The organism is Blautia coccoides, from assembly GCF_034355335.1.
In the GTDB taxonomy this organism is placed as follows: domain Bacteria; phylum Bacillota; class Clostridia; order Lachnospirales; family Lachnospiraceae; genus Blautia; species Blautia producta.
Map to the genome: position 1 here is coordinate 1,113,342 of NZ_CP136422.1, position 17,750 is coordinate 1,131,091.

14 protein-coding genes are annotated in these 17,750 nt (G+C 49.2%); all 14 read left to right on the top strand.

The window, feature by feature from the left end:
* Positions 1–6: 6 nt before the first annotated feature.
* The 14 genes from BLCOC_RS04765 (at position 7) to BLCOC_RS04830 (ending at position 17,714) form a co-directional block, all read left to right on the top strand.
* Entirely contained in the window at positions 7–963 is a 957-nt protein-coding gene (locus BLCOC_RS04765) for an ABC transporter permease (RefSeq protein WP_029470418.1), read from the top strand.
* A 31-nt stretch (positions 964–994) separates the two neighbouring features.
* Positions 995–2,731 carry an extracellular solute-binding protein gene (locus tag BLCOC_RS04770; RefSeq protein WP_115624581.1) on the top strand — a complete coding sequence of 579 codons (1,737 nt, stop codon included), beginning with the start codon at positions 995–997 and terminating at the stop codon, positions 2,729–2,731.
* Between the two features lie 22 nt (positions 2,732–2,753).
* Positions 2,754–3,665, top strand: a complete 912-nt coding sequence (locus tag BLCOC_RS04775; RefSeq protein ID WP_018597848.1) for a carbohydrate ABC transporter permease — start codon at positions 2,754–2,756, stop codon at positions 3,663–3,665.
* A 94-nt stretch (positions 3,666–3,759) separates the two neighbouring features.
* Positions 3,760–4,722, top strand: coding sequence for a carbohydrate kinase family protein (locus tag BLCOC_RS04780; RefSeq protein WP_165907159.1), 963 nt, complete (start codon positions 3,760–3,762; stop codon positions 4,720–4,722).
* Between the two features lie 16 nt (positions 4,723–4,738).
* Entirely contained in the window at positions 4,739–6,103 is a 1,365-nt protein-coding gene (locus tag BLCOC_RS04785) for a family 4 glycosyl hydrolase (RefSeq protein ID WP_115624583.1), read from the top strand.
* Positions 6,104–6,106: 3 nt separating this feature from the next.
* Positions 6,107–9,322, top strand: a complete 3,216-nt coding sequence (locus BLCOC_RS04790) for an alpha-mannosidase (RefSeq protein WP_115624584.1) — start codon at positions 6,107–6,109, stop codon at positions 9,320–9,322.
* Positions 9,319–10,689: a M17 family metallopeptidase gene (locus tag BLCOC_RS04795; RefSeq protein WP_115624585.1), complete on the top strand. Its 1,371-nt coding sequence runs from the start codon at positions 9,319–9,321 to the stop codon at positions 10,687–10,689. Before BLCOC_RS04790 ends, BLCOC_RS04795 begins: the two co-directional genes overlap by 4 nt.
* A 4-nt stretch (positions 10,690–10,693) precedes the next feature.
* Entirely contained in the window at positions 10,694–12,268 is a 1,575-nt protein-coding gene (locus BLCOC_RS04800; RefSeq protein ID WP_115624586.1) for a hypothetical protein, read from the top strand.
* A gap of 179 nt (positions 12,269–12,447) precedes the next feature.
* Positions 12,448–12,780, top strand: a complete 333-nt coding sequence (locus BLCOC_RS04805; RefSeq protein ID WP_115624587.1) for a PD-(D/E)XK nuclease family transposase — start codon at positions 12,448–12,450, stop codon at positions 12,778–12,780.
* 130 nt (positions 12,781–12,910) lie between these two features.
* Entirely contained in the window at positions 12,911–13,117 is a 207-nt protein-coding gene (locus BLCOC_RS04810) for a hypothetical protein (RefSeq protein WP_115624588.1), read from the top strand.
* 356 nt (positions 13,118–13,473) lie between these two features.
* Positions 13,474–14,427 carry an ABC transporter permease gene (locus BLCOC_RS04815; protein WP_029470409.1) on the top strand — a complete coding sequence of 318 codons (954 nt, stop codon included), beginning with the start codon at positions 13,474–13,476 and terminating at the stop codon, positions 14,425–14,427.
* Positions 14,428–14,443: 16 nt separating this feature from the next.
* Positions 14,444–15,403 carry a carbohydrate ABC transporter permease gene (locus BLCOC_RS04820; protein WP_029470408.1) on the top strand — a complete coding sequence of 320 codons (960 nt, stop codon included), beginning with the start codon at positions 14,444–14,446 and terminating at the stop codon, positions 15,401–15,403.
* Positions 15,404–15,450: 47 nt separating this feature from the next.
* The gene (locus BLCOC_RS04825; RefSeq protein WP_029470407.1) at positions 15,451–16,947 is read left to right on the top strand and encodes an ABC transporter substrate-binding protein; all 1,497 of its coding nucleotides are present in this window, start codon (positions 15,451–15,453) and stop codon (positions 16,945–16,947) included.
* An 83-nt stretch (positions 16,948–17,030) separates the two neighbouring features.
* A complete protein-coding gene (locus BLCOC_RS04830; protein WP_018597858.1) occupies positions 17,031–17,714 on the top strand; it encodes a D-lyxose/D-mannose family sugar isomerase in 684 nt (227 codons plus the stop codon).
* Positions 17,715–17,750 lie beyond the last annotated feature (36 nt).

A 17,750-nucleotide genomic window follows, 5' to 3' on the forward strand; every position in this document is an offset into this window, starting at 1 on the left:
TACCAAATGCAAGCGGTAAAAAGTTTGGGAAAGAAAAAGAAAGAAAAGCGGCCAAAGCAGCCACTGGGAAAGCGGCTCGTCCGCTACTGGCCTCTGTATGTGATGCTGCTGCCGGCGCTCATCTATTACGCGCTGATCTGCTACGTACCCATGGCCGGTTCTGTGCTGGCTTTCAAGGATTACTCTTTTAACAAGGGTATCTGGGGAAGCCCTTGGGTGGGTCTTAAGTATTTCAAGACCTTTTTTGAAAGCTATGACGCCCCCAGACTGATCTTGAATACATTCAGGATCGGATTTATCAAATGTGTGCTGGAGTTCCCGTTCGCTATTATCCTGGCACTGATGCTCAACGAGATCAGGAACATGAAGTTTAAGAAGGTGACGCAGACCATTACATATCTGCCTCATTTCCTGTCATCGGTTATCATCGTCACAATGCTCCAGAGGATTCTTGCGCCGGATACCGGTATACTGAACCAGATCATAGCAGGCATGGGAGGAGACGGCGGCACATTCTTTATGATGGACGCCAAGTATTTCCTGAAGATTTTGTTTTCCATGGACCTGTGGAGAAATATCGGATGGGATTCCATCATCTATCTAGCGGCGATCAGCAGTGTGGATACAGCTCTGTATGAGGCGGCTGAGATGGACGGGTGCGGAAAGCTGAAAAAAATGTGGCACATTACACTGCCGGGGATCAGGGGAACAATAGGTCTGCTGTTCATCATGGGCATCGGAGGTCTGCTCTCCTCAGGCGTGGATCAAATCTGGCTTTTGCGTACACCCGGCAATATGACGCTGGCTGATACGCTGGATGTATATGTGGTCCGGGTAGGACTGCAGGGGGGCCAGTTTGGATATGCCACGGCGATCGGGCTTATACAGGGAGTCGTGGGATTGATACTGGTTGTGATCAGCAATAAGATATGTAAGAAGATCACAGATGTGGGACTTTGGTAGTGTGATCAGAGAAATTAAAGGAGGATGAGGTATGAAGCGAAAAGCAGCAAAAACAATTCTGGCGCTGGCTCTGTGCGGTGCCATGACAGCCGGTGCTTTGGCCGGCTGCGGAGGAAATGAAAAAGAGACAGCCAAAAATGTAAGTGCAGAGAGTAAAGAAGGAAAACCGGACACCTGGATCGCAGACCGCACCATCACGGTACAGGCATATGTGGATGACATTGGAAATTCCCTTCCCAAGGATTTAAACGATACCCCTACGATGAAAAAGATCACGGAGCTGACAGGGATCAAGCTGGATGTTAAATATACTCCCGGTGACAGCGACGCGAAAGTGCTAGCCTCACAACTGGCCTCCGGCACCATTCCGGATGTGATCATCTCCTATCTGGACAACTCTACAAGACCGGAGTTTCCGCTTCTATCAAAGGCTGCAAAAGAGGGAATGTTTGCGGATGTATCTGATTATATGAAGAATTCAAAAGTATATTCTAGATATTATGAGGACGGCTACCTTCCCTGGGATTCCTATAAGAATGTCACCTTCCGGGATGACCTCGACGGCGTGTATCTGTGGCAGATGAATGTAGATGCTACGGACAAGTCTCTGCAGTACAACCCCGAGGAGGATTACCGGGGCGGCATGTACATACAGAAGTCTATTGTGGATCAGTTGGGCATTGATGTGAATGACATCAGGACACAGGATGATTTCTATAACCTGCTTGTGAAGATCAAGGAAGGCGGATTTAAAGACAAGAACGGAAATCCGGTCTATCCGCTGGGACCGAAATACTGGGGCGGCTCTGTGGATACCCTGGAGTATATCTGTCCGGGATACCGCTGGGGCGTGAGCAAGAACTACAATATTGACACGGACGGAAAAGTGAAGCACGAGGCGGAGAGGGATTCCATCTATGATGAGATCAATTATATCCGTAAGCTTATAGACGAAGGTCTCATGAATCCGGAATTTTTCACCATGGATTCCACCCGTGCCCAGGAGGCCTGCAAGAGTTATAACTCTGCGATCATCGCTGACGTGAACAATTATACGGATATTATCTACCAGACAGATGACTGGATCCCCCTGGGGCCTCTCAATGACATCCAGGGTGACAACAAAAAAGTGACACACGGCAAGAGTGCCAGAGGATGTATGGCGATTTCTTCTAAGGCGGAAAATCCTGAGGAAATCTTCCGGTTCTTTGACTGGCTCTCCACAAAAGAGGGGCAGATGATCGCCCAGTACGGGGTTGAGGGCGTAAGCTACGATATGGTTGACGGAAAACCTGTTCTCAAAGAAGAGGTGCAGCAGGCTTTAAGTGACGGAAATATGGACTACTTACTCAATGATGTGGGCGCCGGCTTCGGTGGAAGCGGAAACTATTTCTTTGAATTTGTGCTCACCAACAAAGACAATATCAACAATTTCGGCGAGGCAAGGCCTGGGGCGTCCTCCAACGATACCTTTGCCAGAAGTGTTGAAGTCGCAAAGGATTACCCCTATGTGAAAAAACTGATCCCGGGACTGGACGCGCCGGCGTATCTGTCCTCAGAGGGAATGGAAGATGTCAAGACACAGATGGATCTGCTCAACTGGGATGAAGTATTTGTCCAGGCATGTTTTGCAAAGTCTGATGACGAGGTGAAGAATATCATTGAGTCCTTCCGCGGTCAGCTAAAGGCAGCAGGCGTGGAGAAGTTTGAGGATTATGTGGCGGATGTCTATAACAAGGATAAGAAAGCTGTCAACTTTTATGATTGACAGGTGAGAGAGGGTGTTAAGGATGAGTAAAGGCCAAAAAAGCAAGATCAAGAGCAGCCGGACAGACATTATTGTGCAGGCTATTGTATATATGATAGTCATTGCGGTCTGTCTGATCATTATACTGCCCTGTCTGAATGTATTGGTACTGGCATTCAATGACGGAAAGGATGCCGCCCGGGGCGGTATCTGGTTCTGGCCCAGAGTGCCCACGTTTGACAATATTAAGGAAGTGTTCCGGGACGGCGGCATCATCCGGGCTTACGGATATACAGTTGCCAGGACGGTCATCGGCACCGTGCTAAGCCTGACGGTGACTACTCTGGCGGCATTTTCCCTGAAACAGAAGGATTTGCCGGGAAATAAGCTGATCACCATGCTGATCACATTTACCATGCTGTTCAGCGGAGGTATGATCCCTACTTATATCCAGTATAAGAACCTGCATCTGCTCAACAGCTTTTGGGTTTATGTGGTGCCCTCCCTGGTGAGTGTGACGTATCTTCTGATGGCCAGGACCTTCTTTGAGGGGATTCCGGACAGTCTGGAGGAATCGGCAAAGCTGGACGGATGCAGCTATTTTCAGATTTATTCGCGCATCATGCTCCCCTTAAGTAAACCTGTGATCGCGGTGGTGGGACTTTATACGGCGGTAAATCACTGGAATGACTGGTTTGCCGGAGCGTTCTACATGAGTGATACCTCCAAGTGGCCGGTACAGACCGTGCTTCAGCAGATGCTGAGCAAGGCCATGAGTTCTCAGCAGGATATTACCTCTGTGGCTCAGGCGCTGGCCCAGAATGCAACAGCTGTCACATCAGATTCCCTGAAGATGGCAGCAGTGGTGATCACTACAGTTCCGATCCTGTGTGTATATCCCTTTGTGCAGAAATATTTTGCGCAGGGCGCTATGATCGGGGCAGTGAAGGGTTGACAGAAAACCGGCTTTTAGTTCGCGCTGAAAGCCGGTTTTTTACCTGTCAGGCAGCAGTTGTGCTGCGCAGATGAAGACAAAAGGAGCAGAGAAAATGAGTGAAAAGAAATGGGATGTCTATGTCTACGGAGACGTAAATGCGGATATTATCATTCCCGGAGTGGAGAAGCTTCCCGCGCCGGGACAGGAGGAGCTTGTCTCCTCTATGGAGACTTATGTGGGAGGCGGGGCGGCCCTGTTTACATTGGGACTTGGTAAACTGGGGCTTCATCCGGTCTTCCAGGGGGCAGTAGGGGATGACTGTTACGGTCATATGATCCGGGAGACCTTTGAAAGAGCAGGCGTGGATACAGAACTGCTTGTGACCGGGAAGGACGAGCGGACAGGAATCTCTTTGAGCTTTACCAATGCCCATGACCGGTCCTTTCTCACTTACAGAGGTACTAATGCTGACTTAAGTATGGACAGGGTGAAGATAGAAAAAGCAGGCCGGGCACGGCATATTCACGTGACAGGTTATGAGGGGGAGGAATGCCATGATTCCTATGCACGGCTGCTGCGCCGGGTGAAAAGGGAGACAGGGGCCACCGTCTCCTTTGATGTGGGATGGGACCCCACCGGAAGCTGGAGCAGCAGGATCTATGAGCTGTTTCCGTGGATCGATGTCCTTTTTATGAATGAGACAGAGGCGGAACACTATGGAAAGACAGACTCGCCGGAAGAGGCAGCCGTTCGGTTTGCCCGGGAGTGCGGACAGACAGTGATCAAGCTGGGAAAAAAAGGTTCCCTTGCAGTAAAAGACGGTGTGGTGTACCACAGACCGTCTTACCGGGTAGAGGCTGTGGACACCACCGGTGCAGGTGATTCCTTCAATGCCGGATATATCTACGGTTTTCTGAAAGGGGAAGCCATTGAAAGATGTCTGCAGTACGGTAACATCTGCGGTGCCTTCTCCGTGTCTGCACATGGGGGAAATACCGGTTTTCCGGAAGAAAAGGAACTGCTTCGTTTTGCCAAGGGTCGTGAAAATGAGAAAGTGAAGAGTGAACAGCTATAAGCGAAAGGAGATCAATATGAAGATTGCAGTCATAGGCGGTGCAGGTGTGAGAACCGTCATATTTATCAACGGACTTTTAAAGAGATATAAAAAGCTGCATATAGACGAGGTGGTGCTTTACGATATCCAGGAAGAAAAACAGAGGATCATCGAACGGCTGTGTTGTCATGTGGTGGAGCGGAAACAGGAAGATCTGAAGGTGTGGGCGGCAAAAACGCCCCGGGAGGCTCTTGAGGGTGCTGACTATGTGGTGACAACCCTTCGTGTGGGCGGGGATCATTCCCGTGTGATGGATGAGAAGATTGCTCTGGAACACGGTGTCATCGGCCAGGAGACCACAGGCGTTGGGGGATTTTCCATGGCAGTGCGCACGATCCCGGTGCTTTTGGAATACTGCAGAATGATAGAAAAGTATGCCCCGGACGCATGGATCTTTAATTTTACCAATCCGTCCGGGCTTGTGACCCAGGCGCTCCGGTCAGCAGGCTATGACCGGGTGATAGGGATCTGCGATGCGCCCAGCAGCACAAAGTACCGAATGGCGGCCTGGCTGGGAGTAAAGGAGGAGGATCTGTATGTGGAGTTTTTCGGACTGAACCATCTGTCCTGGATAAGGAGCGTGAAGAAAGAGGGGGAAGAGATCCTTCCGAAACTTCTGGCAGACGACAGCTTTCTGGGAGAGATCCAGGAATTTGCCATGTTCGATCCCAAGCTTCTGCGTCTAATGGAACTTCTGCCAAATGAGTATCTGTATTATTACTACCACAGAGAGAAGGCACTGGCCAATATCCAGAGGGCAGGTGCCGCCAGAGGCGAGACGATCGAGGAGATCAACAGGCGCATGATGGAGGAACTGAAAAGCATGGACATAGATGCGGACCCCGAGGGAGCACTTCAGGTATTCCTGTATTACATGCAGCTGAGAGAGAATTCTTACATGAGTATCGAATCAGGGGCAGCCAAACGTCCCACTGCGGAGAAGGGCAGCCTGGAGGTTCCTGACGGTATGGGATATGCGGGTGTGATGCTGGACTGTATCGAGGGGATGCAGAGCAAAGAGGGAAAATACCTGGTGCTCTCTGTGGAAAACCAGGGATGTATTCCGGGATTGGCAGACAGTGATGTGGTGGAAGTGACCTGCCGCGTCTCATCAGAGGGGATCTGCCCGGTACCTGCGGTCCGGGTGCCCCGCCAGTGTGATATCCTGATGCGGCTGATCAAAAATTATGAGTGTCTTACAGTGGAGGCTGTGAGGAAAGGCTCTTATGAGTATGCAGCCCAGGCGCTTATGCTTCATCCGCTGGTGAACTCCTGGTCTTTGGCCAGGGAACTGCTGGAGGCCTATGACAAAGCCTATGGGGGATTGTTTGGAAAGGAGTAAAAAATGCCGTTTGATTTTCATGATTTTGACAGGATTAAGAATCTGGCAGAGGAACTGCGCGAGCTTCGGTATCGGAAGCTTCAGGATATCCCTTCTTTTCTGTTCTGGGAGGACAGTGACAGAAAGAGCAGGGTGAGTGCCGGGGAGGTCGGGGTGGGATTTTCATTTCGTGGCTGGGATAAATATTACTGGCTGACAGCAGAGGTGGAAATCCCCCAGGAATTTCGCGGGGAGGAAGTGCTGGGCCTTTTTGACTTTGGTGCTCCCGCGGGAACCGGAAATAATGGGAATTTTGAAAGCCTGCTCTATGTAAACGATGAGCCTTATCAGGCTGTGGACGGAAACCACAAGGAAGTGTTCTTTTCCCCGGAGGTTTGTGGGCAGAGACTGAAGCTCAAATTCAGGCTGTGGACAGGACTCAGCGGAGGCGGAATCCCAAAAGACAATGTGATGGAGATATGCAGGGCACAGATCGGAGTGCTGGATCAGGGTACGGATGACCTCTATTATCTGACCACAGCGGCTCTTGAGACCTATGAAGCTTTGAGTGCGGAGAATGAATACCGAGAGTGGATCTTAAATATGCTTGTAAAGGCTTACTGCCTGGTAGATTATACGGAACCGGGCAGCCGGGGCTTTTATGAAAGCGTGTCAGAGGCAGCCGGATACCTGAATGGGTGTCTGGACGGCCGCGGAAAACCGGATGTCCATGTGACCATGGCAGGCCATACCCATATAGATGTAGCCTGGCTGTGGCGGTTGTGCCATACCAGAGAGAAAGCTGCCAGGTCATTTTCAACGGTGGACCGCCTGATGGAGAAATATCCGGAATATCACTTTCTGCAGTCCCAGCCCCAGCTCTATGAATTTATTAAGGAGGACCACCCCGATATTTATGAGAAGATCAAAAAGAGGGTCAAGGAGGGAAAATGGGAGCCATCCGGGGCCATGTGGGTGGAGTGTGACTGCAATATCGCCTCAGGGGAATCCATGATCCGGCAGATCCTGGTGGGGAAAAATTTCTTCCGAAAAGAATTCGGCTATGAAAGTGAATTTCTTTGGCTGCCGGATGTGTTTGGGTATTCCTGGGCACTTCCCCAGATTTTAAAGAAATCTGGCGTAAATACCTTTATGACGACCAAGATAAGCTGGAATGACACAAACCGCCTGCCCTATGACACCTTTACCTGGAAGGGCATTGACGGAACCGGGGTGACAACCCATTTTGTGACCACCTCCGATCCCGGGGAGGATTATTATACATACAACGGAAATTCCGGCCCCAGGGCAGTGAAAAGTGTCTGGGACAATTATAAGAACAAGGATACCAACCGGGAATTACTGATCTCTTACGGCTATGGAGACGGTGGAGGGGGACCAAACCGGGATATGATACGCCAGATAGAAATGGTTGAGAAGATGCCGGGAATCCCCCATGTAAAAAACCAGTCCGTGACGGAGTATTTCCGCGGTCTCAATGCCACGCTGAGAGAAAACCCCATGGAAGGGTATCTTCCGGTGTGGGACGGGGAGCTTTATCTGGAGTTCCACAGAGGGACTTATACTTCCCAGGCATATAATAAACGGATGAACCGCAGAATGGAATACGGGCTGAGGGATACGGAGATATGCTCCGTGTTAGCCAGAGTATTTGGGGGCGTTCCCTATGATTCTGAACGGATCCTGCGTGCCTGGAAGATCGTACTCTGCCAGCAGTTCCACGATATCCTGCCGGGGTCGTCCATTAGGGAGGTCTATCTTGACAGCCATACGGAATATGAAAAGGCCGCGTCCCTTTTAAGAGAAGTGAATAAGGCCTCCGGCGCTGCTCTCGTCCGGGAATGCAGTAAGGAGCGGGTGTTTTCCGTATTTAACAGCGGCGGCTGGCTGAGAACCTCTGTGGTCCGGATTCCCCGGAAAGAGGCGGAGTCTGTGTGTGCCGGAGATTACGGCAAAGGCGGATTTTGCCTGAGAAAGGGAGATGAATGCAGTGCTGAGACGCCCCTTCCCTGTGTGTGGAAAGAGGATGGAGCTTATGTGCTTGTCCGGGATATGAAACCTTTCTCTTATACGGAAATTGTGTGGGAGCCTGCTCTGCAGTCTGAAGAAGAGACTTTCCGGCAGCCTACAGGGGAAAATATCTGCCCACAGCAGCAGGATGGGGCAGGAGGAGAAGTCTCGACTCCTTTTTACAGGATAAGCTGGAATGAAAAAGGGCAGCTCACAGGAGTTTATGACAGGGAGGCAGAAAGAGAGATGCTGTCCCGGGGTGCCTGTGCCAATGTACTGCAGATCTTTGAGGACAAACCGCGCTGCTTTGACGCCTGGGAACTTGAGCCTACTATTGACAGAAAGATGGAGGAGATTACCGAATGTACGGACATCCGGATCTGGAGACACGGGCTGGGCATTGAGGTGTCATTTACCTGGAAATACAATAAGAGTACCATCAGTCAGACCATGTGCCTCTACAACAGCAAAAAGCGGATTGATTTCAAGACCTCTGTGGACTGGAGGGAGCGGCAGAAGGTGATGAAGGCGGCATTTCCTGTGGATATCCGGGCTGTGGATGCCAGATTTGATATCCAGAACGGTAATATCCGGCGCCCCATCACAAGAAATACAAGCTGGGAGGCTGCAAAATTTGAGGTGGCAGCCCACAAATGGGCGGATATCTGGGAGACAGGATACGGAGCCGCGCTGCTCAATGACTGTAAATACGGTTATGACCTGAAAGAAAACACAATTCGCCTGACACTTTTAAAGTCTGCCACAGATCCGGATTACAGTGCTGATTTGGGCACCCATACATTTACATACTCGCTGCTGCCTCATTGCCGGGAGTGGTATGACGCGGGGATAGAACAGGAGGCGTTTGATCTGAACTCACCTATCAGTGCGAAAGCGGGCACCGCAGTTTTGCAGGGGAGCCTTTTGTCCTGGAACAGGGAGAACCTCATGGCAGACGCGCTGAAGCAGGCGGAAAACGGAGAGGAGATTGTGCTCAGATTCCATGAATTCCATGGGAGGCGGGGAGAAGTTGAGATATGCCCCGGTTTTGAAGTAAAGGAATGGTGCGAGTGTAATCTTATGGAGGAACCGGAGAGTCCCTGGAGCTCATCCGGGATCCGTGTATACCTGAAACCCTATGAGATCAAAACACTGCTTCTGCGTGTAGAGAATGGTCAGAGGACGGAAAGCGGGGATCTTGTGTTATGAAGATAATTCTGAAATGTCCGGAAGGGGTTGTGCCCGGAGGAGCGGATACCGCTGTCTGTACAGAAGTGATTCCGGAGAGTATGGATGTCTGCCGGCTGGCAGAACAATTCTGCCGGCTGGGAAGACAGCGGGAGGGATGCTTTCTAATACGGCTGGACGGGGACGGCACTGCTTCGCTGCCTTTAAAGGAGGAGACGCAGATACAGATGGTGCGTGTCATGGTGCGTTCTCTCTATCAGGGTGCCTACAGTTTACGTAAAGAGGGAATGAAGGAACTCAAAAAAGAGGATATATTCGGAATGCGTGAGATCCTGCAGGATTTTGGAAATGCGGTATTTTATATAGAAAGTGACGCGGCAGAGGACAGCGGGCTTATACGCGCAGTCCGATACGGGGAGCTGGAAGGAAAATGTATTGCCTATGCCAGAAGCCTGGGCAATCTTCCGGCAAATTACCTGGGAACAGAGGAATTTGCCGGGTATATCAGGAATCTGGCTGGGAAACTGGGAGTATCCTGCAGGATACTGGACCATATGGACCTAAAGGAGCAGGGATTCGGAGGAATCTTGGCGGTGAACCAGGGCAGTGCCCGTGGAGCAAAAATGGCGCTCCTCATCAGGGAATGCGTTCCGGGACAGGCATTTACAGCTTTGGTGGGCAAGGGTATTCTCTTTGACAGCGGCGGATATCATTTAAAGTCTATGAAATCCATGGAGGGAATGAAGTTTGATATGTGCGGTGCGGCCAATGTACTGGAGGCCTTTGAGATTCTTGTACGGGAGGATACGAAAGAAAACCTTATAGCAGTTCTACCCCTGGCGGAGAACGCCATCGGCCCGCAGGCCTGCCGGATGGGAGATGTGATCACCATGCTGGACGGCACCACAGTGGAAATCTACAACACGGACGCAGAGGGGCGTCTTATATTGGCGGATGCGCTGGCATATGCCCAGCAGCAGGGAGCCGGGCGGATCGTGGATCTGGCTACCCTGACATACTCCTGTCATAATGCGCTGGGGGACCGGGTCACGGGAATGTTTTCCAATGATGAGCGTATGAGCAGTGATTTTATAGATGCTGCGGGTGAAGCGGGAGAACCGGTATGGAGACTGCCTTTGGGCAGCCATTACCGGGAGCTGCTTGCCTGGAGCAGCACTGCGGATCTGGCTAATTATGCCCCCGAAAAAGGGGCAGGAGCCAGTGTGGCTGCGTGTTTTCTGGAATCTTTTATCCGGGAAGGGGTAGAATGGCTCCATCTGGATGCCGTTGGCCCCAGTGTGATGCGGGGAAGGGACGGGAGAATGGCAGAGGGCGCTACAGGGGCCAACATTGCATCAATCGTCACATTTTTAGAGAAGGGAAACTGAGAGGATGGATTATAGATTTGACGGCAGGATTTCCAAGGAGGTCCTGGAGAATTATCTGTCGCGGGCAGTGACAGCGGCAGGACTTTTTGAGAGCGGGACGCTGACGGATGACCTGCGGGTGATAGGGGAATTGGGAGTAAAATTCCTGGGACGTGCCTCCGGAATCTGGTATATGACCGAGGACGATGAGGTGCATTTTGCAAAGTCTGCGGCACTGGCAGGAAGAGTTCATGAAGTGGACCCGGAGATTATCCTGCAGGCATGTATTTTTGAATGGGTGACAGAGAGGATAGAGACAGTGAAGATACCGGAGTTCGTGTTCCGTGATTTTGGGATGGAGCCGGAGGACAGGTGCTTTTGTCTGGCAGATACTTTGTTTCCCGGGGAACCGGCGGGATTTGTGAGTCACAGAGAGGAGCCGGAGAAGAATGGAGGAATTCCTGATCTGAACCGGCAGGAGGCCAGAATGTGGTTTTATTACCGGGCAGCGCGCTATATCGACTGCGGTTATGAAGCGCTCCATATGGGGCAGGTGCATCTGTATACGGCAAATGACAGAGGCATGGTGAAGACTCAGGAGCTTTTCGAGATGATACGCAGGTATGCTGCCGTCCATGGCAGACGGCATAAGGTTCTTATGGATGCCCACACCCATGGGGTGAATCGGAGGGGAAAGCTGCTGTTTGATTATCACGCCATGCCATTTACCCGGATGCCTCTTTTGGAACGTGAGGGTACGGAATTGGTGCTTGTCCGGGAAGGATTCAGTGAGGGCGGCGTCAATCCCAACGGCTGGTCGGCACAGGCAATGCCCTATCTGATGGAATACGACAACTGGGGCGGTCTGGTGGTGGAGGACCCGGCCCGGTATTCCAGGGAAGAGCTGGCCTTTAAGGACTGGTGGGGATATGACCAGATTGCCTGGTTTGCCCATCAGAACTTTGAAGAGAGGAATCATTTTCTGGAATATACATACCGCTGGCTGGAAGTGAACAACGCGTGCGGTTTTTTTGAGATTCCCTTTCGGCGTATGCTGGGCGATGCGCCGGTGACTATGGAGCGGGGGAACGGAGGAGACCGGGATATCCAGAAATTTTATCAGATCAATAAAAAAAGTCCCGCCTGCCCCATGGGATTCGGCCAGGAGGATACAGTAAAACGGCTTTGGCAGGAAGGACACCGCCTGAGAGAACTGGCTGCCAACCCGGAGCTTCAGATCAAATACGGAGCGGAAGCAGTCTATGACCCGGAGACAGGGATCAAGCTCCCCGAAAAGGTAGTAGTTTACGGAAGCTTTCAGCCTTATGTGGGAGCTGTGAAAAATGATTCCAACAGTGAAGTGACCAGGATGTATTATATAGGAAATAACACATACACACTGAGCGTGCTGATTCCCTATAGGGGTACATATGATTTTGCGGTCTCCACTTATGGAACACTGTCGGCTACCTACTGCGGCGACGGATATCCCAGAAGCGGAAGTTCCAATAAGGGAACCTTTATGGTGGAGAAAGACAATGCTGCGGTGCGCTTCCGTTTTGATTTCACTGACTGCAAAGTCCGGGTGGAAATCTTCTAAAAGGCAGGGAATCTTGCCGCCTTTTCACCAGGTGCCTGCTGTGCCCGGGAAAAATAGTAACTGGCAAGTAAAGTTAAACGGATATTTGCAAAGAATAAGGTTGCTTTTTAAAAGCCCCTAGGCTATAATCATATTACAGACAGGTATCTTCCGTGTCATATTCTCTCAGGAGGAATCACATGGCAAGGAAGAAATTTGAGGAACTGGATCTATGTGATCCGTTTTTATTTGCAGCAGCGCTGGAAGATGAGGCAATATGTCGTCTGATACTGGAGACAATACTCGGTCGTCCGATCACAAAAGTAAGAGTCCATGCAGAGCATACGATTTTGTACAGCTCTGATTTCAGAAGTGTGAGACTGGATATATATGCAAGCGACGAAGTACAGGTAGAGTACAATATAGAGATGCAGAATGAAGATGAGCATAATCTTGCAAAACGAAGCCGCTATTACCAGGGAGAGATGGATATCACATCCCTGAAGCCGGGGGAAGATTTTTCTGAACACTAAAGGGAAAAATCAGGAGAGCGTTTCAGAAGAACTGATCCGTTTACTGAAGTACATAGAAAACAGTACAGATACATGCGCGGCGGAGTCAGAGAATGAAACCATTCAGGAAATTCACAGCAGAATCAAAGAAATGAAGAAAAACCGTAATCTGGGGGTGAGGTATATGCAGATGGAAGAACTGCTGAAAAAACGGGAGTTGAAAGGCAGGGAAATTGAGAAAAATAGACTTAAAGAGCTAGCCTTTAAGCTGTCCGGGGACGGCAGAGAAAAGGAACTCATAGAAGCAGCCTCGAATCCCAATCTGCTTGAAAAGCTGTATCAGGAATACGGCATTTAATGCGGTCAACGCAGTAAATGCGCAAAACTGTTCAATGTTATATCAATTCTAAACAAATCAAAATATCTGCAGGCGAATGCCCGTCGTTCGCCTGTCAAAACAAATTCTATTAAAATTCCATTAAAATCATGAATATGGCATGGAACCTGTCTGTATTTCATTAATTTCAAACATACCCTAGAATTTCTCCAGTTGACACTAATTTTTCCACTCCTTTGTCTAGAATTCATCCAGAAAACCTACAATTTCTCAACTATAATTTCCCCTATCTTCCATGTATAGTAAATATATACAAAACAGAACGCCAAAACCCCCGGCCGGCAGGGATTTTGACGGGATGAGAGGGAGGTATTCAATTGAAACAGAAGAAGAAAAAAGAAAAGATAGGCTTCTTCACCCGTGTCAAAACAAACAAAGAACTGTTGCTGCTGAGCCTTCCGGGAACCGCGTGGTTTTTCCTATTTGCGTATTTGCCGCTGTTCGGTATCCTGGTAGCTTTCAAGAAATTCCGTTTGACAGGCAGTAATTTTTTCACAAGCCTGCTGACCAGTGAATTCGTAGGCTTTGACAACTTTAAGTTTTTGTTTTCCAGCGGTGACGCATGGATCATTTTGAGAAACACGGTTTTATACAATGCTGCATTCATCATTCTTGGTGTCGTGCTCCCGGTTATTGTGGCATTAATGCTAAATGAACTTCGCAACAAGGGCATGGCTAAAATCTATCAAAGCTCCATGTTTCTGCCCTACTTCCTGTCCTGGGTAGTTGTCAGCTACTGTATATTCGCATTCTTAAACCCGGAAAAAGGTTATTTTAACTCTGTACTTGCACACTTTGGGATTGACGGGATTTCCTGGTATACGGAGAAATCCATGTGGCCCTTCATTATCATCTTCATGAGTCAGTGGAAAGGCATCGGCTACAACACTGTCGTATATCTAGCATCCATCTGCGGTATCAACAAAACATATTATGAGGCAGCAGTCCTTGACGGAGCAAGCAAATGGCAGCAGATCAAGTACATTACCCTGCCGCTTTTAAAACCGGTCATCACCATACTGCTGATCATGGCAGTAGGAGGAATCTTCAAATCAGATTTCGGCCTGTTCTATCAGCTTCCTCAGGATTCCGGTCCGCTGTATCCGGTTACCAATGTACTTGACACTTATATCTTCCGTGCACTGAAGACGAACGGTGAGCTAGGAATGAGTTCCGCGGCAGCGCTGTTCCAGTCAACGGTAGGATTTATACTTATCATGATCGCCAACAAACTGGTAGCCAGAGTTGACAGTGAAAACGCATTATTCTAGGGAGGAGGTAAGGAGAATGTCTTCAAAAAGAGAAGAACGTAAAAAAGCAAAAATGATAGAGAAGATCGAGTCTGAGACCTGTGAATACAACAAGGTCAAAAAGCCCACAAACGTGGTCTTGAACGCTGTTTTGGCAGTCATGTCACTGATTAGTATTCTGCCCTTTATCTTTGTCATTATCATTTCACTGACAGATGAGCAGACTCTGGCTATAAACGGTTACCAGTTTGTACCGGAGAAACTCAGCCTCTATGCTTATCATTATATTGTAAGCGCCGGGGAGAACATTCTGCGCAGCTACGGCGTCACCATTCTGGTCACAATTGCAGGAACTATTATCGGTCTGTTTCTTACCGGTACCTATGCCTATGCACTGTCCAGAAAAACCTATGCATTCAAGAAATTTTTTACCACAGTGATCACCATACCCATGCTGTTTTCCGGCGGTATGGTTGCCAATTACCTGGTTGTAACAAAAGTGCTGATGCTGAAGGACACCATATGGGCGCTTATCCTGCCCCTGTGTCTGAATACCTTTAATGTCATTGTACTCAGAACCTTCTTTAAGACCACCATACCGGATTCTGTAGTGGAATCAGCCAAGATCGACGGCGCTTCCGAGTGGAGGCTGTTTTTCAAGATCGTTATCCCCATGGCTATGCCGGGACTGGCGACCATCGGACTTTTCCTTACATTGGGCTACTGGAATGACTGGTTTAATGCTATGATGTATATAGACAGCCAGAATCTCATACCACTTCAGTATCTGCTGATCAAGATAGAAAGCTCCATTGACTGGCTGGCGAGCAACAAGGCCATGATGGGTGTCAATGGACTTCAGATAGCACAGAACATGCCGAAAGAGACCATTAAGATGGCGATCGTTGTTATCTCAACGCTGCCGATCATCTTTGCGTACCCATTCTTCCAGCGGTATTTTGTAAATGGTCTGACCATCGGCGCAGTGAAAGAGTAGGGATTGTAAGAAACAATAAAAGTGAAATATTTGAGGAGGAGAATAGAATGAAATATAGAACTGTAAAACGCGCCCTGGCAGTTTCCCTGGCAGCGGCAATGACTGCGGGAATGCTGTCCGGCTGCGGCAAGAAGGCAGAGACAAATGAAAAGGGAGAGGAAGTTGTTGAACTTGTCTGGTATCAGGTAGGCGATGCGCAAAAAGACGAGCCTGACGTTATCAAAAAGGTAAACGAATACACAGAAGAAAAAATCGGCGTAAAGATCAAAGTAAACAATGTGGCTTGGGGTGATTACAACCAGAAAATGCAGGTTGTCATCAACACAGGAGACGAATGGGATATGTGCTTTACCTGTTCCTGGTCAAATGATTACCTTCAGAATGCCAACAAAGGCGCTTTTCTGGAACTGGATGACCTTCTGAAGGAAGAAGGCAAAGACATGTATGACGCCATTGATGAACGCTTCTGGGAAGCGGCAAAGGTAGGCGGGGTGACATACGGCGTGCCCAGTGAAAAAGAGATCGGAAGCTGCCCTACATGGGTATTCACAAAAGAGTATGTGGACAAATACAACATTCCCTATGAGGAGATCCAGACACTTGAGGATCTGGAACCCTGGCTTAAGGTGATCAAGGAGAATGAACCGGAGGTGGTTCCGTTCTATCTTACAAAAGATTACTCAGCTCCTACCTATATGGATAAGATCCAGGATCCTATCGGTATTGAATACGGCGATGACACCCTGACCGTTAAAAATGTGTTTGAGACAGACAGGATGAAATCCACTCTGAAAACCATGAGAAAATATTATGAGGCCGGCTATATCAACAAAGATGCCGCAACAGCAACAGACGACAAGTCTATCAAACGTTTTGTGACAAAAGGCGACGGACAGCCTTACGCGGATCTGATCTGGGGCAAGGACTTAGGGTATGAAGTGGTTTCCAGTCCTATCATGGAGACTCAGATCACCAATGCATCCGCCCGCGGCGCTATGACAGCTATCAATAAAAACTCCGCGCATCCGGAAAAGGCAATGGAATTCCTGAATCTGGTCAATACAGATGAATATTTGAGAAACCTTTTGAATTACGGTATTGAAGGCGTTCATTGGACAAAGGCTGAACCTACAGCAGAGGAAAAGGCAGCAGCAGAGGGTAAAGATTACATTTACGACACAAAAGTAAAATTGGATCCGGTCACAAAGAAAGACTATGCAGTGCCATATTGGGTACAGGGCGGATTATTCAACACATACGTTCTGGAAAACGAACCCCTTGATAAATGGGATACGTTCAAAGAATTCAACGATGCATCCAAAGAAGCCCCTTCCTTCGGATTTGACTTTAATCTGGAACCGGTGAGTACCCAGGTGGCAGGCTTCAGAAACGTGCTGGATGAGTTTGGAAAATCCCTGTATACAGGAAGCGTGGACCCTGACGAGTATCTGCCGAAGCTTCAGGAAAAACTGGAGGCAACAGGCGTCCAGGATGTCATCGATGAGATGCAGAAACAGATTGACGAGTGGAAAGCTACAAAATAAAAACAGCCATACCCCCGCGCTGCCTGCCTGTGCCGTAACAAGGCCGGCAGAAGCGCAGGGACCAGAAAGGACCAAGCAGAACCATGAAAAGATCTAAGATTAATGCGGCTTTAAAAGAAATGGAAGCCATGATCCGGAAACACTGTTTTGCCCTTCCTCCATTCTGCAGTTTTACACCGGAGGATTGGGAGCAGAAAGGCCATGAGTACGATGAGATCCGGGATAACATGTTGGGATGGGACATTACGGATTATGGTCTGGGAAAATTCGATGAGGTTGGTTTTTCCCTGATTACACTGCGAAACGGCAACTTGAAGAATGACAAATACACAAAGACATATGCGGAAAAGCTTCTCTATATCAAAGAAGGCCAGATGGCGCCTATGCATTTTCACTGGGATAAGATGGAGGACATTATCAACAGAGGCGGCGGCAATGTGCTGATCCGTGTCTACAACTCCACAGAGGACGGCCAGTTTGCGGATACGGATGTGACGGTAAACTGCGACGGCAGGGAATTTACGGTTCCCGCAGGAACACAGGTGAAGCTGCAGCCCGGTGAGAGCATAACAGTTTATCCTTTTATGTACCATGATTTTGAACTGGAGCCGGGAACCGGGGCTGTGCTTTTAGGTGAAGTCTCCATGTGTAATGACGATGAAAACGACAACCGTTTCTATGAGCCGATCGGAAGATTCCCTGAGATCGAGGAGGATGAACAGCCGTACCGCCTCCTCTGCACAGAGTACCCAAAGGCAGATAAATGATCTGAAGACATGACAGAAAAGAAAAAAAGCGCCCGC

Bases quoted from the DNA above. Each gene is read 5' to 3' on its own strand.
- BLCOC_RS04765 (WP_029470418.1), top strand. From the start codon at position 7: ATGCAAGCGGTAAAAAGTTTGGGAAAGAAAAAGAAAGAAAAGCGGCCA.
- BLCOC_RS04800 (WP_115624586.1), top strand. From the start codon at position 10,694: ATGGATTATAGATTTGACGGCAGGATTTCCAAGGAGGTCCTGGAGAAT.
- BLCOC_RS04785 (WP_115624583.1), top strand. From the start codon at position 4,739: ATGAAGATTGCAGTCATAGGCGGTGCAGGTGTGAGAACCGTCATATTT.
- BLCOC_RS04795 (WP_115624585.1), top strand. From the start codon at position 9,319: ATGAAGATAATTCTGAAATGTCCGGAAGGGGTTGTGCCCGGAGGAGCG.
- BLCOC_RS04770 (WP_115624581.1), top strand. From the start codon at position 995: ATGAAGCGAAAAGCAGCAAAAACAATTCTGGCGCTGGCTCTGTGCGGT.
- BLCOC_RS04830 (WP_018597858.1), top strand. From the start codon at position 17,031: ATGAAAAGATCTAAGATTAATGCGGCTTTAAAAGAAATGGAAGCCATG.
- BLCOC_RS04810 (WP_115624588.1), top strand. From the start codon at position 12,911: ATGAAGAAAAACCGTAATCTGGGGGTGAGGTATATGCAGATGGAAGAA.
- BLCOC_RS04790 (WP_115624584.1), top strand. From the start codon at position 6,107: ATGCCGTTTGATTTTCATGATTTTGACAGGATTAAGAATCTGGCAGAG.
- BLCOC_RS04775 (WP_018597848.1), top strand. From the start codon at position 2,754: ATGAGTAAAGGCCAAAAAAGCAAGATCAAGAGCAGCCGGACAGACATT.
- BLCOC_RS04825 (WP_029470407.1), top strand. From the start codon at position 15,451: ATGAAATATAGAACTGTAAAACGCGCCCTGGCAGTTTCCCTGGCAGCG.
- BLCOC_RS04780 (WP_165907159.1), top strand. From the start codon at position 3,760: ATGAGTGAAAAGAAATGGGATGTCTATGTCTACGGAGACGTAAATGCG.
- BLCOC_RS04805 (WP_115624587.1), top strand. From the start codon at position 12,448: ATGGCAAGGAAGAAATTTGAGGAACTGGATCTATGTGATCCGTTTTTA.
- BLCOC_RS04820 (WP_029470408.1), top strand. From the start codon at position 14,444: ATGTCTTCAAAAAGAGAAGAACGTAAAAAAGCAAAAATGATAGAGAAG.